Below are 23,660 nucleotides of genomic sequence, written 5' to 3'. Positions count from 1 at the left end.
ATGAGCCAGATGTCAAACGGCACGGCGGCTGCCGTGGAGCCGATGGTCCGCATCGAGGGGCTGCGCAAGTCCTTCGGCGACCTCGCGGTCTTGAACGACGTGAACCTCGACGTGATGCCGGGGGAGGTCGTCACGATCATCGGCGCGTCAGGTTCTGGAAAGTCCACCCTGCTGCGCTGCATCAACCTGCTCGAGACGCCCGATGCCGGCAGCGTCTGGTTTCAGGGCAAGGACCTCACGTCGGACCACGTCGACGTCAACAGGCTGCGCGAGGACATCGGCATGGTGTTCCAGGGGTTCAACCTGTTCAACAACATGGACGTGCTCGACAACTGCACGCTTGCGCCCGTTACGCTCAAGAAGTCGGACAAGCGGGAGGCCGAGCGCGTGGCGCTCGGGCACCTCGAGTCGGTCGGGCTCGCTGATTTCGCCCACGCCTCGGTCCAGACGCTGTCGGGAGGGCAGAAGCAGCGCGTCGCCATCGCCCGCGCGCTCTGCATGAGCCCGAAGATCATGCTGTTCGACGAGCCCACGTCCGCCCTCGACCCCGAGATCGTGGGCGAGGTGCTCGAGGTCATGCGCAGGCTTGCCGGCGAGGGCATGACGATGGTGGTCGTGACGCACGAGATGGCCTTTGCGCGCACGGTGTCCGACCGCGTGGTGTTCATGGACAAGGGCGTGATCGCCGAGCAGGGCGACCCGGAGCGGATGTTCACGGCGCCGGAGCATCCGCGCACGCGCGAGTTTCTCTCCCGGTATCTCGAAGGCTAGGGACGGCCTGTGGCGAAAGGAGGGCTTCAGGGCCCTCTTTTCGTCTGGCGCGCGACGCTCCGGGCGTCGTCGCTCGAGCGGCGCTGCATGGCGATCGCCCAGGGCCTTATGGCGCCCGGCTCGACCATGGCGGCGACTCTGACATGAGGGGTTCAGCCCGGAAGCCTATGGAGGGTTGCATATAGGTTTGTCTCCGGGCATTCGGGCGCGTTTCCGGTGACGGTCCCTCTGTCTGCGGTTAGACTCCGCCGGTGGACACGCCCCTTCTCTGCCGTTACGGGGTTCTGAAAGAATGACCCACGTAACGGTATCGAAACAATATTCAATGGGAAAAAATATCCTTGCAAGAGTCGAGAACTTTAGCGTAGGATAGCGTCCAACGTCGAGCGGACCCGTTGGTCTACCATTTACGGACCGGTGATTGCCGCTCGCGGTTTAGTTGATCGCGTACTGGATGAAGAAGGAGGGGTTACCGGTGAGCAACGTTTCGCTGACGTGCATCGTGGCGCAGAGCGCCCTCATGCTCAGCTCCAACACCGCCGATAACGCCATCCGACGCCAGCGCGCCATCTCCCGACGACGATAACCTGTCGTCTCTGTTCGTATGAGGGTTCGCCCTCAGCAGGGTTCGAAATAGGTGCGTCGGGAGCTTCTTGCGCCATCGCTGGGCTGCGGTGGGCAACGTCTTCAAGCTACAACCCGATATCGCGTGTGCGCAGCGCAACGCCTCATTTTTGGACTCGTCCTATCCCCATTTGCAGTCTTGCACGTTTGAAAGGACGCTCCCATGAGCAAGGAAAAGGTTGTTCTGGCGTATTCCGGCGGTCTGGATACCTCCGTCTGCATCAAGTGGCTCCAAAACGAGCTCGGTCTCGACGTGATCGCCATGCTCGGCAACGTGGGCCAGGAGCACGACGGGCTGGAGAAGATCGCCGACAAGGCCCGTTCGCTCGGCTGCATCGCCGTCGAGGTTGTCGACATGACCGATGAGTTCGCTGACGAGTACCTCACCCGGGCCATCGCGGCGAACGCCATGTATGAGAACAAGTACCCGTTGCTCTCCGCTCTTTCCCGTCCGCTCATCTCCGCCCATCTGGTGGATGTCGCCCATAAGTACGGAGCGACCTGCGTTGCCCACGGTTGCACCGGCAAGGGCAACGACCAGGTGCGGTTCGAGACCTCCATCGCCACGCTCGACCCCTCGCTCAAGGTCCTCGCCCCGGTGCGCGAGTGGGACCTGGGCATGCGTCCCGACGAGATCGCCTACGCGAAGGCGCACGGCGTGCCCGTCGCGCAGAGCATCGAGAAGCCGTACTCCATCGACGACAACCTGTGGGGGCGCGCTATCGAGGCGGGCGTGCTCGAGGATCCCTGGAACGAGCCGCCCGCGGACATCTGGACGATGACGGTCGATCCCGCCTTGGCCCCGGACGAGGCCGCGTACGTCGAGATCGGCTTCACCGCCGGCGTCCCCACGAGCCTCGACGGCGAGCGGCTCTCCGTCGCCGAGCTGGTCGCCAAGCTGAACGTCATCGCCGGCGCCAACGGCTACGGGCGCATCGACATGATCGAGAACCGCTACGTCGGCCTGAAGTCGCGCGAGTGTTACGAGGTGCCCGCCGGCTTGGCCCTCATCGCCGCCCACAAGGCCCTCGAGGACCTCTGCCTCGAGCGCGACGTTCTCCACTACAAGCTGTCGCTCGAGCAGACGTGGGCCGACCAGGTCTACAACGGTCGCTGGTTCTCGCCGCTCAAGGAGGCGCTCGACGCGTTCATGGCCGATACGCAGGCCGCACTCACCGGTGTCGTGAAGCTGAAGTTCTACAAGGGGTCGTGCGTCGTCGTCGGCCGCAAGAGCGCGGCCGCCCTCTACGACCAGAGCCTCGCTACGTATGACAACGACGACGCGTTCGATCAGAAGGCCGCAAAGGGCTTCATCGATATCCAGGGCCTCTCCCTCAAGACCTGGGCGACCAAGAAGGCCGAGGTCGCCTCAGCGACCGCTGCCGCCGCGTTGAAGCTCGACGTGGTCATGGGCTCCGCCGAGCCCGTCTTGGCCGACGCCGTCAACTACTAAGGCGCCGCGTGCGCTCATATCCGCTCGGTTCCGCACACGGGTGCGGGATCGCTATGGACGGGAGGTCCGTTATGCTATCTGACGCTTACGCCCACGGGGCGAAGAAGGACATCTATACCCTCAAGGGCTGGTGCGCCGGCAAGGGTCCCCGCACCCGGCTTCGCGAGGCTCTTGGGGCCGAGGATGCGCCGATCGATCGGAAGCGCGCCGTCTACACGCTTTCGGGGTATGCTCATCAGCACGGCGTGCGCGCCCACGCGCTCGCCCTCGGTTACTGCTAACGGTTCTTGCGCGGGGCTTGTGCCCGCATGGGACGGCAGCGCGACGGCGCCCATCGCGACTCACGGGGCGCCGTCGCGTTCGTTTGATTTCACACGGAGGTTCATATGGCGCTTTGGGGCGGTCGGTTCGAGGATGGCGTGGCGACGTCGACGCAGGAGTTCGGCGCGTCGCTTCCGGTCGACAAGCATCTCTATCGACAGGATATCGCGGGGTCTCGGGCGCATGCGGCGATGCTTGCGGCGCAGGGCATCATCAGCGAGCAGGACGCCGAGGCCATCCGTGCCGGGTTGGCGGGGATCGAGGCCGACATCGATGCCGGCGCGTTCACGTTCGATATCGACGACGAGGACATCCACATGGCTATCGAGGCCGAGCTCACGCGCCGCATCGGCGAGGCGGGCGGGCGGCTTCACACGGGCCGCTCGCGCAACGACCAGGTCGCGACCGATACGCGCCTCGCGGCCAAGGCGCTCTGCTCCGAGCTCATGGCGGCAAACCTCAGGCTCCGCCGCGCCCTTGTCGAGGCCGCGAAGTCCGATGGCGACGCCGTCCTGCCCGGGATGACCCATCTCCAGCATGCCCAGCCGGTGCTGTTCGCCCATCATCTGCTTGCCTATGCCTGGATGTTCTCGCGCGACTTCGCGCGGCTTCACGCGGCGTTCGACGCCGCCGACGCCAGCCCGCTCGGCGCGGCGGCGCTCGCGGGCACCACCTATCCGCTGGACCGGGCCATGACTGCGGCCGAGTTGGGGTTCTCGCGCATCATCGAGAACTCGCTCGATGCCGTGTCCGACCGCGACTTCCTGCTCGATCTCCATTACGCCGGAAGCGTGACCTCCGTGCACCTGTCGCGCCTCGCGGAGGAGATCGTCCTGTGGAGCAGCCAGGAGTTCGGCTTCATCGTCCTGTCCGACGCGTATTCGACCGGCTCGTCGATCATGCCGCAGAAGAAGAACCCCGACTTCGCCGAGCTCATTCGCGGCAAGAGCGGGCGCGTCTTCGGAAACCTCGTCCAGCTGCTCGTGACCTGCAAGGGACTTCCCCTGGCGTACAACAAGGACCTGCAGGAGGACAAGGAGGGCGCGCTCGACACAGCGCGCACGCTGGTGCAATGCATGGATGTCATGGCCGGCATGGTCTCCACCTGGACGGTGCGTCCCGACCGGATGCGCGCCTGCATGGACCGCGGCCACCTCGCCGCCACCGACGTCGCGGACTATCTGGCCAAGCGAGGCATGCCCTTCCGCGAGGCGCATGCCGTCGTGGGGCACCTCGTCCTGGCGGCGGAGAAGCGCGGGTGCGACATCTCCGAGCTCCCGATCGAGGAGCTGCGGGCGGCAAGCGACCTGTTCGGGGACGATATCGAGGGCGCGCTCGACATCGATGCGATCGTCGCGGCGCGCACGACCCGCGGCGGAACGGCGCCTTCGGCGGTCGCCGAGCAGCTCGCGAAGGTCGAGGGGGGAATAGCGGACGATTCCGCGACCTTCGGGGGGCTTTCCCCGGTCGTGGAGATGGGACGGAACTAGGCGGGCGCACGGGCCGGAGCTCAGACGTGCCGGCCCGGTGCAATCTTGGCCGCTTCGGCGCGTCGGGGCCGGTCCGATGCGCGAGAACGAGGGGCCATCCGGATCGCGCGAGCGATCGGATGGCCCCTCGTCGTGTTGTCGGCCTTATGCGCGGCCCGGTGCGCTAGCGCGTCTTGCGTCGACGGCTCGCGCCGTATCCGAGGGCGCCGATCCCGCCCGCGGCGAGCAAGCCGAGGACGGTCATGCTCGCAGGGTCTCCGGTCTGCGGCAGGTCGCCCGGCTTGGGCTTGTTACCGGTCTGCGGCTTTCCGCCCTCCTCCTTCTTCGGGGGCTCCGGTTTCCGAGCGGGCTCCGTGACGGTGATGGTCGCGACCGCGCTGTCGCAGCTGAGCCCGGCGGCGTTGGTGACGCGGCAGAAGTAGCCGGTGGTCCCCACCGCATCGGTGCTTACGGGCATGCTTGCGGCTTTGATCCCGGTCGAGGTCGGCGTCTCGCCCGCCACGAACCACTCGTAGGAGAGCTGGCCGGTGGCGTTTCCGTCCGCTTCGACGGAAAGGTCGGCCGCCTCGGCCCCCTGCTCATAGGTCGCATCGGCGGGCTGCTTCGCGATCGAGGGCGCAACGAAGGTCGCGGCATAGGTCAGCGGCGCCTGCAGGTCTCCGGACTGGGCCAGGTCGGACGGGGAGAACGGGGCGTCGAAGTCGCCGGCCTTGACGTAGGCGCGCATCTCGTCCAGCAGGGCATCGCACTTTCGGTAGGTCTGCTCGACGACGGTATCTTGAGCCTTGTCCGCCAGCTCGGCGCGCTGCTCGGCGGGCGTCTGGCGCATCACCGCGTCGACGAGGGCGTGCTGCTCGATGATCTGGTTCTGCAGCGCGTCGAGGTAGGCTCGGGTTCCCGACGACATGCTGTCGCGGTGGTTGTACGCGAGCGTGTTGATGTCCATGAGGACGAAGGGCAGGGAGTCCTCGGGCTCCTCCTGCAGGGCGAAGGCGACGTCGTCGGACTGGTCCGGACCCTGGTGGGACTCATCGCAGTCGAGGTTGCTGAAATAGGGGCTGGGCTCGGTGATCAGGGCGGAGTACAGCGGCACGAACACCGAGAACTCGGCGCGGGAGAGCGCCTCCCACTGGACGGTGGCGATGTCGTCGGGCAGCTCCTCGCGAATCTGGAACATATGGCTCTCGACGGTGCGGTTGTTGCCTATGGCGTAGAACCCCGCATGCGCGTTGGCGTCCACGTCGGTGCCCTCCCCGCGTGCGGCAAGCGAGCGCAGGATGAACGCGGTGTCCATGTCCTTGGTGCCGGGCGTGAAGAAGAGGGCGGGGGAGTCCAGGCGGGTGACGCCGCCGCGGCTCGCGTCGAGGTCGTAGAGCTCCTGGGCGAGGGACGCGCCGAAGTAATGACGGCCCTGGACGTAGCGGGTCATCTGCCCCACGCCCTGGCCGTCATCCGGCCGGCCGTAGGTGCCCGCGATGTTGGGCGCGCCGTCCTCGTAGGTCTCAAGCAGGCCGTGCTGGCGCGGAAGCTCGAGGAGGTCTTTGGAGTGCAGGCAGGTCTCGCTGTCGTCGAGGTCGACGTCGAACAGCAGGTTGCCCATGTTCGGGTTGACCGAGACCTGGTCGGCCGGCAGCTGGAAGGCGATCCACTGATGCCCCGAGAGGGCGCAGAACAGCCAGGACTCGTCCGTATCGGAGATGGTGATCTGGTCATTACCGCTCGTCCCGTGCTCGTCGAGGACCTCGCCGAGAAGGATCACGGCTTCGCGCGCGGTCTTGTTTTCGCCGAGGATGACGTCGGCGTAGTTGAACTCGCCGATGCCGCCGGTCTCTCCGTTGGGGTTGTCGAAGTCGCAGAGCGGGTCCACGGCGAGGATCTCGTCGCTCGCGTTCGTCGTGAGCGTTGCGGAGCAGGACACGCCGTGCTCGTTGATGCCCGCCTCGGAGTAGGAGAAATGGCTGCCGTCCCAATCGCTCGGGTGGTCGCGCACGTAGGTGTAGCGGTAGGTCTTGGGCAGGCGGGACTTCATGTGGAAGTCGCTTTCCTCCGATTCGTAGACCTTGCCCGCGACGGGCTCCTGCACGCCGAAGATCTTGACGTGGCGCGATGCGTAGTCCTCCGAGCGGCCGACGTAGCGGTCACCGGTCTGCGTGAACGCATCGGGCACCCACACCTGCGTGCAGGCGAGGGCATCGGAGGGGGCGCAGGCCAGCGCGGCGGCGCCGAGCATGAGGCCTGCGGCCGCCACGCGGACGCGCGGCAGCGGGGCACGGTTGGGGTTCGTGAGCATGGCAGCTCTCCTTCCGCAGTCGGACCGTATCGCACGGGTTGTACGAAATGAATAAAATCGACTGCAAAATGAATGGTATTCGAGTGGCTGCGCATCTTGGGAATATGGGAAGAATTTGAAGCCGAACGGTTAAAAACGTCGGTGGATGGAATAAAACTCGTGAATATGGTCACTATATCTGAATAAAGTAATTATTAAACCAATGAGGTATCGTGAGAATAAAGACATACCCGATATGATTGCGTTATACATATTTGCATATTATGTCAGCTAACAGACGAAGTTGGGGCGCCATGCGGGCCGAGCTCGGAGGCGCGCGGGCGCACGCTCGTCGGATTCGGGACGGACGGCGGATACGCCATGCCGAGACACGACCCCGCGCGCCGGGACGGGACGCGGGGTCGTGTCTCGCTTCCTTGGTGCGACCTGCGGCGGAGGTTAGCGGCCGAGCGGCGAGAAGTCGTCGATGATGACGTCGAGGTATTTCGGAAGCACCCGAGCGCCGAAGCACCCGGAGTTGTTCTCGATGAGCTCGCCATCGAACTGCATGCCGAGCGACGGGGTGCAGGTTATCTTGGCCTCCTTGGCCTGGAACATCTTGAACTGGGGGCGGCCCAGCCCGCGACCGGCGGGGTCGAAGACGCCCGCGAGTAGCGTGGGGAGAAGCTGGACGGTCGCCGCGGGCTCGATCACCGCGATGTCGATGAGGCCGTCGTCCATGCGGCATTCGGGGAAGAGGTTGATGTCGTTTTGGATGAGGGCCGTGTTGGCGACCATGCAGCTGATGCCGTCGAGCTCGTCGACGACGCCGTCGTGCTCGATCGTGAAGCGGGCGACGTCGGGCTCGGGCGTTCCCAGGGCCGCGAGAACGTAGGCGATCTCGCCGATCTCGTTTTTGCTGGGAGCGGCCTTCTGCATGATGGCCGCGTCGAACCCGGACCCGGCGATGATGATGAACCCGTGCCGGCGTACCTCGCCCGCCTCGTCCGTCCAGAAGAGCTCTCCCATGTCCACCTGGGCGGTGCGGCCCTCGCGGCACGCTTTGGCGAGCGCGGCCGCCTCGGGGGCGTTGCCGATGTTGTTGAAGAAGAGGTTGGCGGTGCCGGAGGGGAAGATGAGCGCGGGCACGTGCGTGTCGCGCAGGCTGTCCAGGACGTTGGAGACGGTGCCGTCGCCGCCCGAGATGACGACGCGGTCGAAGGTGCGGACGTCGGCGACCGCATCCTCCGGCTCCATGCCGTCTCCGATGAACCGCATGCAGATCTCGTCGCCGCCTATCGAGAGGGCGCGCGCGAACGCGAAGATCTCGTCGGAGCTCGGGCCGGACGCGAGGTTGTGGATGATGAGGATGCGCATGTGTTCCCCGTTCGTGCAAAGCCGAGTATAGTAATCGTGTCGACTATCCTACCCTCCGCGCGCGGAGCGGCAAACCATCACGGGTGAGGCATGTACATATCTACATATGAGGACCTGCAGGCATTCTGCGACCGCGCTTCCGCCTATGCGGCCGTCGCGATCGACACGGAATTTCTCAGGGAGCGCACGTACCATCCGAGGCTCTGCCTGGTCCAGGCCGCGACGCCGGACGAGTGCGTCGTCATAGACCCGCTCGCCATCGATGATCTGGGGCCGCTCGCCGCGTTCATGGGGAATGCGGACGTCCTCAAGGTGTTCCATGCGTGCTCGCAGGACATGGAGGTCCTCTACCATGCGCTCGGCGTCCTGCCCGCGCCCATCTTCGACACGCAGGTCGCCGCCGCGTTTTTGGGCGAGCGCATGCAGATGTCCTACAACAACCTCGTGCAGGCCTTCTGCGGTGTCGCGCTACCCAAAAGCGAGTCGCTCACCGACTGGTCTCATCGCCCGCTCACCGGCAAGCAGATGGAATATGCCGTCGATGACGTGCGCTACCTGATTCGCGCCTACGACGTCATCGCCGCCCGCCTCGCCGAGGAGGGGCGCCTGACCTGGGTCGAAAGCGAGCTCGCCCCCTTACGGGACCTCGGACACTACGTCGTCGACCCGCGCCTTGCCTTCAAGCGCGTGAAGCGCATCAGCTCGTGCACGCGTCGCCAGCTCGCGGTCGCCCGCGAGCTGGCCGCCTGGCGCGAGCAGCGCGCAAGCTCGCGCGACATCCCGCGCAAGTGGGTCATGTCCGACGAGGTGCTCATGGCGCTCGTCAAGCGCGCTCCGCGCGACGCTGCGGACCTCAAGCGCGTCCGGGGAACCGAGCAGCTCTCCGAGCGCGACGTGGAGGCCGTGCTCGCCGCCGCCGCGCGCGGCGCATCCTGCCCGCAGGAGCGGCTGCCCTTCATCGGGCACGCGCGCCGCGCCCCCTCTCCGGAGACGGAGAGCGTCTGCGACCTCATGTTCGCCCTGCTCCGCCTCGTCTCCGAGCGCACAGGCGTCGCGACGTCGCTCATCGCCAGCCGCGACGAGCTCCTGTCCTATATCGACGATCCGGCTTCGAGCCGCCTGCGCGAGGGCTGGCGGTTCGAGCTCGTGGGAACCCTTCTGGACGACCTGCTGTCCGGCAACATGGGCCTGACCGTCAAGGACGGAGCCGTCCAGATCCTCTAGGTGCGCGATTCGGTCGATGTGCGAGATTTCGTGCAGTCGGACGCGCATCGCGCCGAGCCCGCCCGGGGTGGGTACAAGGACCGCTGCACGCTCACGCACCGACCGACTCGAAAGGTTGACCCATGCCCTACTACGGTTTCGGATACGGCTTCGGCATCGATCCGGCATACCTGCTGCTCGTCATCGCGTCCACGGTCCTCGGCCTCGCGGCCCAGGGCTATATCGACCGCACCTACCGCGTATGGTCCCGCGTGGCCTCGGACGGCGCCAGCGGCGCCGACGTCGCGCGCCGGATGCTCGACGCGAACGGGTGCGGCCAGGTGGGCATCGTGCGCGTGGCGGGACGCTTGACCGATCACTACGATCCGCGCGATAACAACCTGCACCTCTCCTCCGACAACATGTCGGGCGGATCGGTGGCCAGCGTGGCCGTCGCGTGCCATGAGGCGGGCCATGCCGTCCAGCGAGCGCAGGGGTTCGCGATGATGCGCGTGCGCGCGGCGCTCGTCCCGGTGGTCAACTTCACCCAGGGCACCTGGATGATCGTCTTCATGCTGGGCGTCTTCATGAACATCTCGGGGCTCACCGCGCTGGCCATCGCGCTGTTCGCTTTCTCGGTGGTGTTCCAGCTCGTCACGCTTCCGGTCGAAATCGACGCGAGCCGCCGCGCAGTCGCCTACATCGAGGCGTCCGGAATGAGCGAGAAGCAGGTGCGCGGTGCGCGCAAGGTGCTCACCGCCGCCGCCCTCACGTACGTCGCCGCGGCCCTCACGAGCATCATGCAGCTGCTCTACCTGTTTTCCCGGACGAACGGCGACGAGCGGTAGCGGCGCTTCGCCCCGCATCCGGCCCTTAAGGTGCGGAGGCGGTGCGTGTCCGGACGCCGAGATAGCATGGGGCCGACGGATTGCCCTGCAGAAAGGGGGAAACGGATGGAAGGATGGAGCCTGACGGGCGGCGCGCCGCGCGGCTCGGACGGGGGTGCGCTCTCCGTATCGCAGGCGGTCCAGTACGCCGCCGACGCACTCGACTCGATTTCGCAGCTTACCGTCCTGGGCGAGGTCACGGGCTTCCGTGGGCCGAACGCCAAGAGCGGGCACTGCTATTTCCAGATCAAGGACGCCTCGTGCGCCGTGGACTGCATCATCTGGAAGGGCGCGTACGCCAAGCGCTCCTTCGAGCTGCGCGACGGCATGCAGGTCCAGTTCACCGGCGGTTTCAACCTGTACAAGGCGACCGGGCGCATGAGCTTCGTCGCCAGGTCGTTCACCTTGGCGGGGGAGGGCCTGCTGCGCCAGCAGGTGGCCCAGCTCGCCGAGCGCCTGAGGCGCGAAGGCCTCATGGACCCGGAGCGCAAACGGAAGATCCCCGCGTTCTGCACGCGCGTCGCGGTGGTCACCTCGTTTTCCGGCGCCGTGATCGACGATGTGAAGCGCACCCTCCGGCGTCGGAACCCGCTCGTCGAGCTCGTGTGCGTCGACGCGAAGGTCCAGGGCGAGGGCGCTCCGGCCCAGATCGCCGATGCGCTCGAGCGCGCCGCCGCCCAGCGGCCCGACTGCATCCTGCTGGTGCGCGGCGGCGGCTCGTTCGAGGACCTCATGACGTTCAACGACGAGGCCCTCGCGCGGGCCGTGGCCGCATGCCCGGTTCCCGTGGTCACCGGTATCGGCCATGAACCCGATACGAGCATCTGCGACATGGTGAGCGACCGGCGCTGCTCGACGCCCACCGCGGCTGCCGAATCCGTCGCGCCCACGATGGCGGACCTCGAGAGCGTGACCGCGGCCCGCGAGCAGCGCATGGTCGCCGCGATGTCGCGCTCCGTCGCCGACGCCTCGGCGTCGCTCGACGCCTCGGCGTCGCGTTGCGTCCGCGCATGGTCCGCGTACGTGGGGCGGTTGTCGCTCGCGCTCGACGCATTCGCCGCGCGTCCCTGCCTGCAGGGCCCGCGCTCGTTCGTGGATCGCCGCCGGTTCGAGCTCGAGCAGGGCGCCGAGCGCCTCGATGCCGCCTGCGCACGCTCCTTCGAGCGCGCGGGCGCTCAGTTCGAGAACCTGGCTCCTCGGCTGCGTGCGGTGGAGTCCCATATCGCATCCTTCCGCCACGAGCTGGATCTTGCCGGTACGCGGCTCGGACGCGCCGGCGAACGTCAGGTCCAGTCGCGCGCGGCGTCCCTCGGCGGGGCCGCCGCCGCGCTCGACGCCCTCTCGCCGCTCAAGGTCATCGGCCGCGGCTACGCCATCGCGCGCGGCGAGCGGGGCGTCGTTTCCAGCGTTGCCGCCGTACACCCGGGCGACGGCATCGCCGTTTTGGTCGCCGACGGCACGATCGAGGCGACCGTCGACTCCGTCCGTCTGGATGCGGACCGATTGTAAGAACGAGAGGGCGGCTGCCGCCGCCCGGATAGGAGGCCATCATGGCTGAATACAAGAACGTCGACGAGCTCACGTACAAAGAGGCCTCGACGGAGCTCGAGCTCATCATCCGCGGTCTGGAGAGCGGCGAGATGGAGCTCGAGGAGTCTCTCGCCAGCTATACGCGCGGGGTGGAGCTGCTCGCCAGCCTGCGTGCCCGCCTCGCGGACGCCGAGCAGAAGGTGAGCCTGCTCGTCAAGAACGACGAGGGCGCGGACGTGCTCGTCGAGGGCTCCGCCGCCGATACGAGCGACGAGCTTCGGCTCTAGCGGCTCGTTCCCCGCGACGCGCGCTCCGGCGTACAATGGGGCGGTACCGCATCCACGAGATAGGAGTGGCCATGTCCGATTGCATCTTCTGCAAGATCGCCGCGCACGAGATTCCGTCGAGCGTCGTGTACGAGGACGACCTCGTGATCGCGTTCGACGACCTCAACCCCCAGGCGCCCGTTCACACGCTCGTCATTCCCAAGGCGCATTACGACAACATCGTCGACGGCGTTCCCGCCGGGACGCTCGCCGCCATGGTCCACGCGGTCGGCGAGGTCGCCCGCGCCAAGGGCCTTGACGACGGGTTCCGCGTGATCGCGAACACCGGCGCAGGCGCCGGCCAGACCGTTATGCATGTCCATATGCATGTGCTCGGCGGCAAGGAGCTCGGCGAGAACCTGGTGTAGCGCCGGCGTGCCCCGGCACCCGTTCGGGTGCGGCATGCACTCGCCATGCGGCCCCGATGCCCGTCTATCGACGCCCGCGCAGCATCCGTGCTGCCCCTACGCGCCCTTCGGGTGTGCGGGGAGTGTTTTTCTCACAAATTCGAAAGAAGGCGTATTATTTAACCGTTTCGGTTCCGCGCGGCGCGGGACCATCCGTATCAAGATGGGAGATCCATGAACGTACTTGTTGTCAACGCAGGTAGCTCCAGCCTCAAGTATCAGCTGCTCAACACCGATACCCGTGAGGTCTTTGCCAAGGGCAACTGCGAGCGCATCGGCATCGACGGTTCCTTCATCGGCCACGAGGAGATGGGCGTCAAGGGCAAGCTCGAAGTCGCGCTTCCTGACCACAAGACGGCCATCAGCCACGTCTTCGAGATCCTCAAGTCCGTCGACCAGCCCATCGAGGGCATCGGTCACCGTGTCGTCCAGGGCGGCTGGTACTTCCCCGAGTCCGCCGTGGTCACCGACGAGACCCTCGGTTGGGTCCGTGAGGTCGCCCCGCTCGCACCGCTGCACAACTACGCCGAGGCCGACGTCATCGAGATCTGCCGCGACATGTTCCCGGAGCTCGGCAACGTGATCGTCCCCGACACGGCGTTCCACTACAACATGCCCGAGCACGCATGGCGCTATGCCATCCCGCGTGACGTCGTCGAGAAGTACCATGTCCGCAAGTACGGCGCCCACGGCACCAGCCACCGTTTCATCTGGCGCACGGTCAACGAGTTCCTCGGCGGCGAGGCCCACAAGGTCGTGAGCTGCCACCTCGGTTCCGGCGCGTCGCTTTGCGCCATCGAGGACGGCAAGTGCATGGACACCACCATGGGCCTCACCCCGCTCGACGGCCTCATCATGGGCACCCGTTGCGGTACCGTCGACCCGGCGACCGTTTTCTATCTCAACCGCGTCGCCGACATGAGCATCGACGAGATCGACACCATGATGAACAAGCAGTCCGGTCTGCTCGCCGTTTCCGCCAAGTCGTCTGACTCCCGTGATATCGAGGAGGGCATGAACGAGGGCGACGAGAAGTGCGCCATGGCCATGGAGATGTTCTACTACCGCACCTCCCAGCTGTTCGCCGAGATGGCCGCTTCCATGGAGGGCGTTGACACCATGGTCTTCACCGCCGGTATCGGCGAGAACTCCGTCACCATGCGCGCCGGCGTCGCCGAGCGCCTTGGTTGGATGGGCGTGAAGATCGACCCCGAGCTCAACAAGATCCGCTCCGACGAGCCGCGCGTCATCTCCACCCCGGATTCGAAGATCCGCGTCCTCGTGGTTCCCACCAACGAGGAGCTCATGATCGCGCTCGACGTCGAGGCTCTGCTCGGCTAGGTTTTCGCGCGTCTTTTCGCGTTGCGCTTGACCTTCGTGCCCCAACAAGGTCTACTGTGCATCGCGAGGGCCCTGCGGGCATGCGCCCGCGGGGCCCTTTTGCGTTGTCCCGCGTTGAGGGAGCGCGCGATCCGCGCCCCTCGGCTTCGCCGCCGGCCGCGCGAAGCGCCCGTCGGGGATCGATGCGGCTATCTCGGTTGGGGGCCGCCGGCATGTCAAGGAGGGGGCATACCCGTGAGAGGATCGTTCTCATCGCTTCATCCAGCGGTCCTGTTCGCCCAGTTCTTCATCGTGGTCTTTTCCTCGATGTTCATCCTTCACCCCGTGTTTCAGGGCATCGCGCTGACCGGCGCGTCCCTGTACTCCTTCCGCCTGTCGGGTGCTCGGGCGCGGCGGTTCAACATTGCGGTCGGTCTTCCCGTCCTGGGCTTGTTCGCGCTTGTCAATCCGCTGGTGAATCCCGGAGGGTCGACCGTTCTGTTCATGCTGGGGATGCGTCCCGTCACCTTGGAGGCGCTTCTGTACGGGTGCTCCTCGGCCATGATGTTCACGACGGTGGTCATCTGGTTCTCCTGTGTGAACGCGGTGATGACCTCCGACAAGCTCACGATGCTGTTCGGGCGCATCGCCCCTGCGACCTCGCTCGTCTTCTCCATGGTGCTGAGGCTCGTTCCGCGCATCAAGGCTCATGTGCGTTCCGTCGCGTGCGCTCAGCGCACCCTGGGGCGGGACGCTTCTTCCGGGGGTGCCGTCCACCGCGCTCGCCACGGGATGGCGATTCTGTCCTCGGTGACCACGTGGACGCTCGAGGGCTCTATCGAAACGGCTGACTCCATGCGCGCTCGCGGTTACGGGCTCGAGGGACGCTCGTCATTTCGCCCCGTGCGCTTCACGCGCCGCGACGGGGCCGTCGCCGTCGTGCTGCTCCTCTGCTCGGCGGTGTTTCTGGGCTCCTGCCTGCAGGGGAGCGCGGGCATGTCGTTCTTCCCGCGCGTCTCGGTTGCGTACGTGCCGGTCGCCAGTCCGCTGGCATACGTCGCGTTTGGGGTCATCTGCCTGCTGCCGGCGGCGTATGAGGTATGGGAGGGTCGCGTATGGGCGCGTTCGATATCGCGCATCTGACGTTTCGCTATCCGGGGGCTGCGGTTCCCGCTTTGGAAGATGTGTCCCTGACGATCGAGGATGGAGCGTTCTTGGTGGTCTGCGGCCCATCGGGGTGCGGCAAGACGACGCTGCTGCGTCACCTCAAGCCCGTGCTGTCGCCCCACGGCGACCGCACGGGGTCCATCGTGCTCGACGGCACGCCGATCGGAGAGCTGACCGGTCGCGAGCAGGCGTCGCGCGTGGGGTTCGTGCTGCAGGACCCGGATACCCAGATCGTATGCGACAAGGTATGGCACGAGCTTGCCTTCGGGTTGGAGAACCTGGGGCTGGCAAGTGAGGTCATCCGGCTGCGCGTGGCTGAGATGGCGAGCTATTTCGGCATCCAGCATTGGTTCGAACGACCCGTCTGCGAGCTGTCCGGCGGTCAGAAGCAGCTGCTCAATCTGGCCTCCGTGATGGCTATGCAGCCCCGGGCGCTCGTGCTCGACGAGCCGACGGCGCAGCTCGACCCCTTGGCGGCGCGGGAGTTCCTCTCCACGCTGCGTGCGGTCAACCGCGACTTGGGCACCACGGTCATTCTGTCCGAGCATCGCCTGGAGGAGACCTTGCCGATCGCCGACGGCGTGGTCGTGCTGGATTGCGGCCGCATCGTCGCCGAGGGCGAACCGCGTTCCGTCTGCGCGCATCTCGAGGCGGCCCGGCATCCCATGCGCCGCGCTATGCCCACCCCCGCGCGCGCATACCTCGAGGTCGAGGGCGCGTCTGCGGGCGAGATCCCCATTCCCCTCACGGTTCGGGAGGGGCGCACGTACCTTGCTGCCCGCGCGGCGGAAGGCGCGGTCGCGCCGACGTCGAGCCCGGTGGACGTTGGCGCGCGAAAGCGCGATTCCGTCGAAAGCGCCCTTGAGCTGCGGGATGTATGGTTTCGCTATGCGCGCGACGGCGAGGACGCGCTGCGCGACCTCGCGCTCCATGTCACGAAGGGCAGCTGGCACTGCATTCTGGGAGGCAACGGAGCGGGCAAGAGCACGGCGCTCGGCATCATGTCGCGCGCGTATGCCCCGTATCGCGGGAGCGTGCGCCTGTTCGGTCGCGACATGCGGCGCATTCCCGCGAAAGAGCTCTTTTCCGGATTGCTCGGCGTCCTTCCCCAGGATCCGCAGGCGCTGTTCGTCCACGACACGGTACGTGCGGACCTGGAGGACGTCGCGGGCGCGACTCCAAAGGCGCATGCCCTCATCGAGCGGGTCGCCGAGCAGGTCGAGATCGCTCACCTGCTCGATCGGCATCCCTTCGATCTGTCGGGAGGGGAGCGGCAGCGTGCCGGCATGGCCAAGGTCTTGCTGCTGCGTCCGCGCGTGTTGCTGCTCGACGAGCCCACCAAGGGGCTCGACGCCGCCTTCAAGGAGCGCCTTGCGCGCGTGCTCGAGCGCGTTCGCGCTGACGGCATGACTATCGTGATGGTCTCTCACGACGTCGAGTTCTGCGCGAGCCATGCGGATACCTGCTCGCTGCTGTTCCGCGGAAGCGTGGTATCCACGGCCCCCGCGCGGGAGTTCTTCGCCGGCAATAGTTTCTACACCACGGTCGCCAACCGCATCGGGCGGGCCGTTCGCCCCGACGTCGTGGTTGAGGAGGACCTGGTCGAGTTGTGCGGGGGGCCACGATGAGCGCGCCGACGGAGCGGGATGCGCGTCGGCACGCCCATCAGGCGTCGCGTCGCGTCGCGGTATCCCTCGCAAGCCTCGTCGCGATCGCAGCGGTGCTCGTGGCCGCCGGTTCAGCGGGCGCGGGCTCCCTCGTCTTCGACCTGCTCGGCCGCGCTGTCGAACTGCGCCTTCACTACCTGGTCTCGTTGGCGGTCTTGGGGCTCGCCCTGCTGTCCTTCTTTGCGTCGTTCGAGCGCAGAAAACCGCAGGCGCGCGAGATCGTGACGGTCGCGACCCTCTCCGCCCTCGCGGTGGCGGGGCGCGCGGCGTTCTTCTTCGTCCCTCAGTTCAAGCCGGTCTGCGCCATCGTGGCCATCTCCGGCGTCGCCTTCGGGGGGCAAACCGGTTTCCTGGTGGGGGCCATAGCGGGGTTCGTGTCCAACTTCCTGTTCGGCCAGGGCCCCTATACTCCCTGGCAGATGACGGGCTTCGGCGTCGTGGGACTTTGCTTCGGCGTGCTGTTCGCGCCGGGGCGCCTTCCCCGATCGCGGGGCGCGCTGTGCGCGTTCGGCGCCTTGGCGACCTTTCTCCTGTATGGCGGCACGGTCAACATGGGGAGCGTCCTGTATTCCGGGATGCCGCTCACCTTCGAGACCTTCTTCGCCATGTGCGTCACCGCGATTCCCTTCGACGCTGTGCACGCCGCGGCGTCCGCCTTCTTTCTGTTCGTGCTCGCCGATCCCATGCTCGCCAAGCTGGATCGCCTGAAGGCGAAATACGGGCTGGGCTCGTAAGCTCCCGTGCAGCTGCTATGATGGGTTCTCGTGTCTGGCCGCGCTCGAAGGGAGCTCTCGCATGTCCGTGAAACTCGTCGCGTTCGATATGGACGGAACCGTCCTCACCTCGGATAAACGCCTTCCTGACGGGCTGTTCGACGAGATGCGCCGCCTGCGTGCGGCAGGTGTATCCTGCGCCGCGGCGACGGGTCGCTTCTCGGGCACCGTGGGCGAGATGTTCGCCCCGGTCGCCGACATCATGTCCTGCGTGGCGTGCAATGGGCACGAGATCGTTCGCGACGGCCGCGTGCTCGCTCGCTCCGTGTTCAGCCCGGAGACGGTGCTCGCCTTGAGCGGGTTCGCAGAGGCGTGCGGCGGCATGGTGCCCGTGTTCTTCACGCCCTCCCGCGGCTTCGCCCTCGCGCGTCCGGAGGCTTGGCATCCGATCGCCGCCTCGGAGTACGGCCCGACCGACCTTTTGGACGAGCCTGACCTGTCGGAGGACGTCATCAAGGTCTCGTTCTTCAAGCCTCAGGGCATCGAGGCGTGCCTCGGCCCCCTCGAGGCGCGCGCCGCGGAGCTCGCGCAGGATGTCGGCTTCGTCCAGACCTCTCCGTGGACGATCGACTGCTGCCTGGACGGCATGAACAAGGCGCGCGGCCTTTCGATCCTCGCGCGCGATATGGGTATCGGCATGGATGAGGTCATGGCGATCGGCGATCACATGAACGACTACGAGATGGTCGTCGAGGCGGGGTGCGGCGTGGCGGTGCGCAACGCCATCGACGAGCTCAAGGCCGTCGCCGACCGGGTGAGTCCCTTTACCAACGACGAGTTCGCCGTTCTTCGCGAGATGCAGGCGCTGTAGGCCTCGGGGACGCGTGAAGCGCTCTCTCGGGTTCGATACGCGGTGCGTGAGGACCGCACCGCCTCGCTTCGCTTCGAAAACGCGACGAGGCCCCCGGCGCAGCGCCGGGGGCCTCGTCGCATAAGGTCCGTGCCTGAAGGACCGGGCAGGCGTCCTGCGGGCTATTCGGCCATCTGGGCCTGGACGGCGGTGATGGCCACGACGCCCACGATGTCGTCGGCGGAGCAGCCGCGGGAGAGGTCGTTCACCGGACGGGCGATGCCCTGGAGGATCGGGCCGTAGGCCTCGGCGCCGCCGAAGCGCTGGACGAGCTTGTAGCCGATGTTGCCGCTCTCCAGGTCGGGGAAGACGAGGACGTTGGCGGAGCCGGCGACCTTGGAGGCCGGAGCCTTGAGGTCGGCGACGGACTGCACGAGTGCGGCGTCGAGCTGCAGGTCGCCGTCGAGGGCGAGCTCGGGATTCTTCTCGTTGGCGAGCTCGGTGGCCTGCTGGACCTTCGTGGGGACGTCGCCCTTGGCGGAGCCCATGGTGGAGAAGGAGAGCATGGCGACCTTGGGCTCGATGTCGCCCATGAAGGCCTTCCAGCTCTCGGCGGAGGCCAGCGCGATCTCGGAGAGCTCCTCGGCGGTCGGGTTGATGTTCAGGCCGCAGTCGGCGAACAGCAGGGTGCCGTCGGCGCCGTACTCGGGCGTCTTGGTGCACATGATGAAGAACGCGGAGACGAGCTTGGTGCCCGGGGCGGTCTTCAGGATCTGCAGGGCGGGGCGCAGCGTGTTGGCGGTGGAGTGGCAGGCGCCGGACACGAGGCCGTCGGCGTCGCCCATCTTGACCATCATGGTGCCGAAGTAGGTGGCGTCGTTCATCTGCTCCATGGCCTCGGGCAGGGTCACGCCCTTCTTGGCGCGGAGCTCGGCGAACTTGGCGGCGTACTCGTCGTGCTTCTCGGCGGTGCGGGGGTCGAGCACGGTGGCGCCGGGGACGTCGATCGCGGCGGGGTCGCCCAGGATGATCAGGTTGGCGAGGTCCTCCTCGACGATCTTCCTGGCGGCCTCGATGGTGCGGGGATCCTCGCCCTCGGGCAGGACGATGGTCTTCTTGTCAGCCTTGGCGGCAGCCTTCATGCGGTTCAGGAAATCGCTCATGCTTCTCCTTTGATAGCAGCCCCTCGCGCGCCTGCGTGTTGAGCTTTCCTTGTGTTGCGTCGTTCATTATAGGATTTCGGCGCTATAATCCGTAGGCACATTTTGTGTCTCTCTTGTCCCGAGGGGCACGTGGACCCCGAGGAGTTGTGATGCAGATCACGTCTGGTCTTCCCGAGACCTTCAATCCCGATTCGTACGACATGATCGTCGTCGGAGCCGGCTACGCCGGCGCCGTCTGCGCCCGCCGCCTGGCCGAGACCTCCGGGTTCCGCGTTGCCGTTCTGGAGCGCCGCCCGCACATCGCGGGCAACGCCTACGATCGCTTTGATGCGGACGGCATCCTCATCCATGAGTACGGCCCGCACATCTACCACACCTTCAGCGAGCGCGTGCACAGCTTCCTGTCTCGCTTCACCGAGTGGACCGATTACCAGCACAAGGTGCTTGCCAACATTCACGGCACGCTCATGCCCGTCCCCTTCAACCACCAGAGCCTGAAGCTCGCGTTCGGCGACGAGCGCGGCGAGGAGCTGTACCGCAAGCTCGTGGGGACCTTCGGCGAGAACGTGAAGGTGCCCATCCTCGAGCTTCGCGCCAAGAACGACCCCGAGCTTACCGAGATCGCCGACTACGTCTACGAGAACGTCTTCCTCCACTACACGATGAAGCAGTGGGGCCAGACGCCCGACCAGATCGACCCGTCGATCACCGGCCGCGTACCCATCTTCATCGGCGACGACGACCGCTACTTCCCGCAGGCGCCGTATCAGGGCATGCCCAAGGACGGGTACACCGCGCTGTTCGAGCGCATGCTCGACCACGATCTTATCGACGTGTTCTGCGATGTCGACGCCCGCGACATCTTCGACATCGACGCCACCAACGTCCGCGTCTGCGGCAAGGTCTACGGCGGCGAGATCGTCTACACCGGCCCGCTCGACGAGCTGTTCGGCCTCGATCTCGGCGCCCTGCCGTACCGCACGCTCGACATGGTTTTCGAGACGCTCGACATGGACCGCTTCCAGCCCGTCGGCACCGTGAACTACACCACGAGCGAGGACTTCACGCGCATCACCGAGTTCAAGAACATGACCGGCCAGGTGGTGCCCGGCAAGACGGTCATCATGAAGGAGTACAGCCACGCCTTCGAGCCCGGCAGCGGCCAGACCCCGTACTATGCGATCCTCGAGCCCGAGAACCGCGCCCTGTACGAGCGCTATCTCGAGCGCGTCGTGAACCTCACCAACTTCCATCCGGTCGGGCGCCTCGCCGAGTACCGCTACTACGATATGGACGCGGTGACCGACTCCGCCCTCAACCTCTCGGACGAGATCATTGCCTGCCATGCGTAACCCGAGCGAGCAGCATAAGGTCATCACGTTCGGCATCCCGTCGTACAACGCCGAGAAGGATCTTGATCGGTGCGTCCTCTCTATCTTGGAGGGCTCATCGTTCGCACCCGACATCGAGGTCGTCATCGTCGATGACGGCAGCAGCGACGGCACCGCCGCCAAGGCCGATGAGTGGGAGGCGTCTTACCCGGGCATCGTCCGCGCCGTGCATCAGGAGAACGGCGGGCACGGCATCGCCGTGCTCTCCGGGCTGCGCGAGGCGCGCGGAACGTATTACAAGGTCGTCGACTCCGATGACTGGCTCGATGGCGCCGCGCTTTCCGCGATGCTCTCCATCCTGCGCGGATTCGAGGAGCGGGACTGCCGCGTGGACCTGTTCATCTCGAACTACGTGTACGAGAAGGTCCACGAGGGAAAGCGCAACGTGGTCAGCTACCGTACCGTCCTTCCCCGAAAGAAGGTGTTCGGCTGGGACGACATCGGGCACTTCCGCCCGGACCAGAACCTCCTCATGCACAGCCTGTGCTACCGCACGGAAGTGCTGCGCGAGGCGAACCTCCCGATGCCTCCGCACACCTTCTACGTCGATAACATCTACGCGTACGTTCCGCTGCCGCTGTGCCGCACGCTGTACTATGCCGACATCGATCTGTACCGGTACTTCATCGGGCGCGAGGGGCAGAGCGTCAACGAGGCGACGATGGTCAAGCGTCTCGACCAGCAGTTCCGCATCACGCGGATCATGATGAACGCGTACCATCTGCATCGCGACGTCGAGAGCGCCCGTCTCCGCTCGTACATGGAGGGGTATTTCGCGATGATGCTCGCGATCTGCTCGGTATTCTCCAAGCTCTCTGACGACCCCGAGGCCGACGGCTGGCTTACCGACTTGTGGAGCGAGCTCAAGGAGTACGACGAGCGCATGTACCGCCATGCCCGCTACGGCGTCATCGGCCTGTTCACCAATCTCCCCTCGCGTGCAGGCGAGAAGACGACGATCGGCCTGTATCGCCTGGCGAGCAAGATCTTCAAGTTCAACTAGGCCGCAGCTTGCGCGTGCGCCATAAGGGATGCGCCCCTGCGGCATGCTCGGCCGTGCGGACGGCAGTATCGCCGGGTTCCCCGATCGGGGTGCCCGGCGATATGCGTTTGATGCCGTGCGAGGGAAAGCGGCGCTCGCGCCCGTGCGCGCCGGAAGGGGCGTACCCCTCCGGCGCACGAGCCGACGCGCGCTTGAAGTCATGGGACGAAGCGGGGCGGGCTTCCATGTTGGCTGGGCCTGCTACCCTGAGATGAGTGTCGGGTCTTTGACCACGAGCACGATCGTGACGATTGCGATGACGACGATCGCGGCTGCAAACAGGCGCTCGATAGGGGAGAGGGCCCGCTCACCCTGCTCTCGGGAGGCCATAAGGTAGAAGACGATGCCCGGCACATACGCGATGCAGCAGAGCATGAGCAGCTCCATGCCCGCGACGAGCACCGCGATCGTCAGGAATGCGACCGCGAACAGCGCAAGCCCGATGTCGACGGGCGTGATTCCCATCGCGGTCCGTCCGGTCTTGCTCAAGCCGAGCTTGACCATGTACGCCGCGGCGAGTATCCAGCTGATGGCGATCGATGCGGTGCACAGCGAGTAGGCGAACCTGTAGGCCTCCTGCGAAAACAGCATGAGGATGGCAAGCGCTTGAATCATGAGGCCGGTCGTGAAGAGGCAGGCCGTGGGTGCGCTGTAGGTGTTGAGGCGGGCGAAGCGGCGTGGAAGCAGGCGCATCTGGGCCATGCCGCACATCGCCTCCGCGGCGAGGATGGTGAACGAGAGCCAAGCTCCGAGCACGGAGACGATGAGGCCTGCCGAGATGAAGGTTCCGCCCCAGGGGCCCATGACGCGCTCGAAGATGTAGGGCATGGAGGGCGACCCGATCTGCGCGAGCTCCTCGCGGGGCAGGTAGCCGTAGGGGAGGATGGACGCGGCGACGTAGATCACGACGAGCGCCGTGCAGCCGAGTATGGTGGCGCGGCTCACATCGGACTTGCGCTCGGCTCGATGTCCCAACACGCTCGCCCCCTCCATGCCCACGAAGGTCCACATCATGACCATGAGGCAGGAGACGATTTGACTCGGTGCAGAACCGGTGCCGGGGTCCGCCGTCATGTTCGCCGCGAGGGTCCCCCAGAAATCCGCCGTGAACACGTCGAAGCTGAACACGAAGAGCATGGCGACGATGAACGCGCAGATGGGAACGAGCTTGCACACCATGACGATGGCGTTGAGGAAGCTCGCCTCCTCGACGCCGCGGTTCACGAGTAGCACCATGAGCCAGTTGACGCAGGATATAAGCACGAGCCCCGGAACCTCGAGCTGGCCGGAGAGCGCCGGGACGAAGTAGCCGATCGCGCTGACGAGCATGACGCCGAAGGCGACGTTGCCGATCCAGATCGAGAGCCAGTAGCCCCAGCCCGACACGAAGCCCACGAAGCGTCCGAACCCCGCGCGGGCATATCCGACGACGCCGTCGATATCCGGGGCGACGATGGAGAGCCGGCCGAGCGTCGTGGCGAGGCCCATGAACCCGATGCCCGTGATAAGCCACGCGATGAGCGCGGGGCCGGGCGCGGCGGCGGTCGCGATATCGGACGAGAGGGCGAAGACGCCCGAGCCGATGGCGGAGCTGATCACGAGCGCGATAAGCCCCATGAGGCTGATGCCGCGGTGCGGGTGGGACGCATCGGGTGCGGAATCGTGCTTCGTTTCGGCCATAGATGCTCC

Annotated in this window: 20 protein-coding genes; 16 read left to right on the top strand and 4 right to left on the bottom strand. The window is 66.2% G+C overall.

Annotation, left to right across the window (positions count from 1 at the left end; translation table 11 throughout):
- The 4 genes from BQ7355_RS08015 to argH all read left to right on the top strand — a co-directional run bounded on the left by BQ7355_RS08015 (position 1) and on the right by argH (position 4,659).
- The gene (locus BQ7355_RS08015; RefSeq protein WP_275886588.1) at positions 1-771 is read left to right on the top strand and encodes an amino acid ABC transporter ATP-binding protein; all 771 of its coding nucleotides are present in this window, start codon (positions 1-3) and stop codon (positions 769-771) included.
- Between the two features lie 787 nt (positions 772-1,558).
- Positions 1,559-2,848, top strand: coding sequence for an argininosuccinate synthase (locus BQ7355_RS08010; protein WP_072415711.1), 1,290 nt, complete (start codon positions 1,559-1,561; stop codon positions 2,846-2,848).
- Positions 2,849-2,919: 71 nt separating this feature from the next.
- The gene (locus BQ7355_RS08005) at positions 2,920-3,129 is read left to right on the top strand and encodes a hypothetical protein (protein WP_072415710.1); all 210 of its coding nucleotides are present in this window, start codon (positions 2,920-2,922) and stop codon (positions 3,127-3,129) included.
- Positions 3,130-3,234: 105 nt separating this feature from the next.
- Entirely contained in the window at positions 3,235-4,659 is a 1,425-nt protein-coding gene (argH, locus tag BQ7355_RS08000; protein WP_072415709.1) for an argininosuccinate lyase, read from the top strand.
- 163 nt (positions 4,660-4,822) lie between these two features.
- Here the strand turns inward: argH and BQ7355_RS07995 are convergent, their stop codons facing one another.
- Both BQ7355_RS07995 and BQ7355_RS07990 read right to left on the bottom strand, forming a co-directional pair.
- Positions 4,823-6,949 (bottom strand): C69 family dipeptidase, encoded by a 2,127-nt coding sequence (locus BQ7355_RS07995; RefSeq protein ID WP_083581664.1) that lies wholly within the window; start codon positions 6,947-6,949, stop codon positions 4,823-4,825.
- Positions 6,950-7,387: 438 nt separating this feature from the next.
- Complete coding sequence (locus BQ7355_RS07990; RefSeq protein ID WP_072415708.1) at positions 7,388-8,305, bottom strand: diacylglycerol/lipid kinase family protein; 918 nt, start codon at positions 8,303-8,305, stop codon at positions 7,388-7,390.
- A gap of 90 nt (positions 8,306-8,395) precedes the next feature.
- Between BQ7355_RS07990 and rnd the strand changes: the two genes are divergently transcribed.
- The 10 genes from rnd (at position 8,396) to BQ7355_RS07940 (ending at position 18,396) form a co-directional block, all read left to right on the top strand.
- A complete protein-coding gene (gene rnd, locus BQ7355_RS07985; RefSeq protein WP_072415707.1) occupies positions 8,396-9,529 on the top strand; it encodes a ribonuclease D in 1,134 nt (377 codons plus the stop codon).
- Positions 9,530-9,651: 122 nt separating this feature from the next.
- On the top strand, positions 9,652-10,356 hold the full coding sequence (locus tag BQ7355_RS07980) for a zinc metallopeptidase (protein WP_072415706.1): 705 nt from the start codon (positions 9,652-9,654) through the stop codon (positions 10,354-10,356).
- 105 nt (positions 10,357-10,461) lie between these two features.
- Positions 10,462-11,904 carry an exodeoxyribonuclease VII large subunit gene (gene xseA / locus BQ7355_RS07975; protein ID WP_072415705.1) on the top strand — a complete coding sequence of 481 codons (1,443 nt, stop codon included), beginning with the start codon at positions 10,462-10,464 and terminating at the stop codon, positions 11,902-11,904.
- A 41-nt stretch (positions 11,905-11,945) separates the two neighbouring features.
- Entirely contained in the window at positions 11,946-12,212 is a 267-nt protein-coding gene (gene xseB, locus BQ7355_RS07970; protein ID WP_072415704.1) for an exodeoxyribonuclease VII small subunit, read from the top strand.
- 71 nt (positions 12,213-12,283) lie between these two features.
- Entirely contained in the window at positions 12,284-12,619 is a 336-nt protein-coding gene (locus BQ7355_RS07965; RefSeq protein WP_072415703.1) for a histidine triad nucleotide-binding protein, read from the top strand.
- A 213-nt stretch (positions 12,620-12,832) separates the two neighbouring features.
- Positions 12,833-13,999, top strand: a complete 1,167-nt coding sequence (locus tag BQ7355_RS07960) for an acetate/propionate family kinase (protein WP_072415702.1) — start codon at positions 12,833-12,835, stop codon at positions 13,997-13,999.
- Positions 14,000-14,233: 234 nt separating this feature from the next.
- Positions 14,234-15,121 carry an energy-coupling factor transporter transmembrane component T gene (locus tag BQ7355_RS07955; protein WP_072415701.1) on the top strand — a complete coding sequence of 296 codons (888 nt, stop codon included), beginning with the start codon at positions 14,234-14,236 and terminating at the stop codon, positions 15,119-15,121.
- Positions 15,094-16,773: an ABC transporter ATP-binding protein gene (locus BQ7355_RS07950; protein WP_072415700.1), complete on the top strand. Its 1,680-nt coding sequence runs from the start codon at positions 15,094-15,096 to the stop codon at positions 16,771-16,773. The genes BQ7355_RS07955 and BQ7355_RS07950 overlap by 28 nt, the downstream gene beginning before the upstream one ends.
- Positions 16,770-17,546, top strand: coding sequence for an ECF transporter S component (locus BQ7355_RS07945; RefSeq protein WP_083581663.1), 777 nt, complete (start codon positions 16,770-16,772; stop codon positions 17,544-17,546). Before BQ7355_RS07950 ends, BQ7355_RS07945 begins: the two co-directional genes overlap by 4 nt.
- A gap of 61 nt (positions 17,547-17,607) precedes the next feature.
- Positions 17,608-18,396 carry an HAD hydrolase family protein gene (locus BQ7355_RS07940; RefSeq protein WP_072415699.1) on the top strand — a complete coding sequence of 263 codons (789 nt, stop codon included), beginning with the start codon at positions 17,608-17,610 and terminating at the stop codon, positions 18,394-18,396.
- A 161-nt stretch (positions 18,397-18,557) separates the two neighbouring features.
- On the opposite strand, the gene pta is transcribed toward BQ7355_RS07940, so the two are convergent.
- On the bottom strand, positions 18,558-19,538 hold the full coding sequence (pta, locus tag BQ7355_RS07935; protein ID WP_072415698.1) for a phosphate acetyltransferase: 981 nt from the start codon (positions 19,536-19,538) through the stop codon (positions 18,558-18,560).
- A 149-nt stretch (positions 19,539-19,687) separates the two neighbouring features.
- Between pta and glf the strand changes: the two genes are divergently transcribed.
- Together glf and BQ7355_RS07925 are read left to right on the top strand one after the other, a co-directional pair.
- Entirely contained in the window at positions 19,688-20,890 is a 1,203-nt protein-coding gene (gene glf / locus BQ7355_RS07930) for a UDP-galactopyranose mutase (RefSeq protein WP_072415697.1), read from the top strand.
- Positions 20,883-21,932, top strand: a complete 1,050-nt coding sequence (locus BQ7355_RS07925; protein WP_072415696.1) for a glycosyltransferase family 2 protein — start codon at positions 20,883-20,885, stop codon at positions 21,930-21,932. The genes glf and BQ7355_RS07925 overlap by 8 nt, the downstream gene beginning before the upstream one ends.
- Positions 21,933-22,172: 240 nt before the next feature.
- On the opposite strand, the gene BQ7355_RS07920 is transcribed toward BQ7355_RS07925, so the two are convergent.
- Complete coding sequence (locus BQ7355_RS07920) at positions 22,173-23,651, bottom strand: basic amino acid/polyamine antiporter (RefSeq protein ID WP_072415695.1); 1,479 nt, start codon at positions 23,649-23,651, stop codon at positions 22,173-22,175.
- Between the last annotated feature and the right edge of the window lie 9 nt (positions 23,652-23,660).

This window comes from Collinsella phocaeensis (assembly GCF_900119895.1).
Classification (GTDB): domain Bacteria; phylum Actinomycetota; class Coriobacteriia; order Coriobacteriales; family Coriobacteriaceae; genus Collinsella; species Collinsella phocaeensis.
The sequence above is the reverse complement of the archived record's forward strand: the minus strand, read 5'-3'. Positions and strand labels throughout refer to the sequence as shown.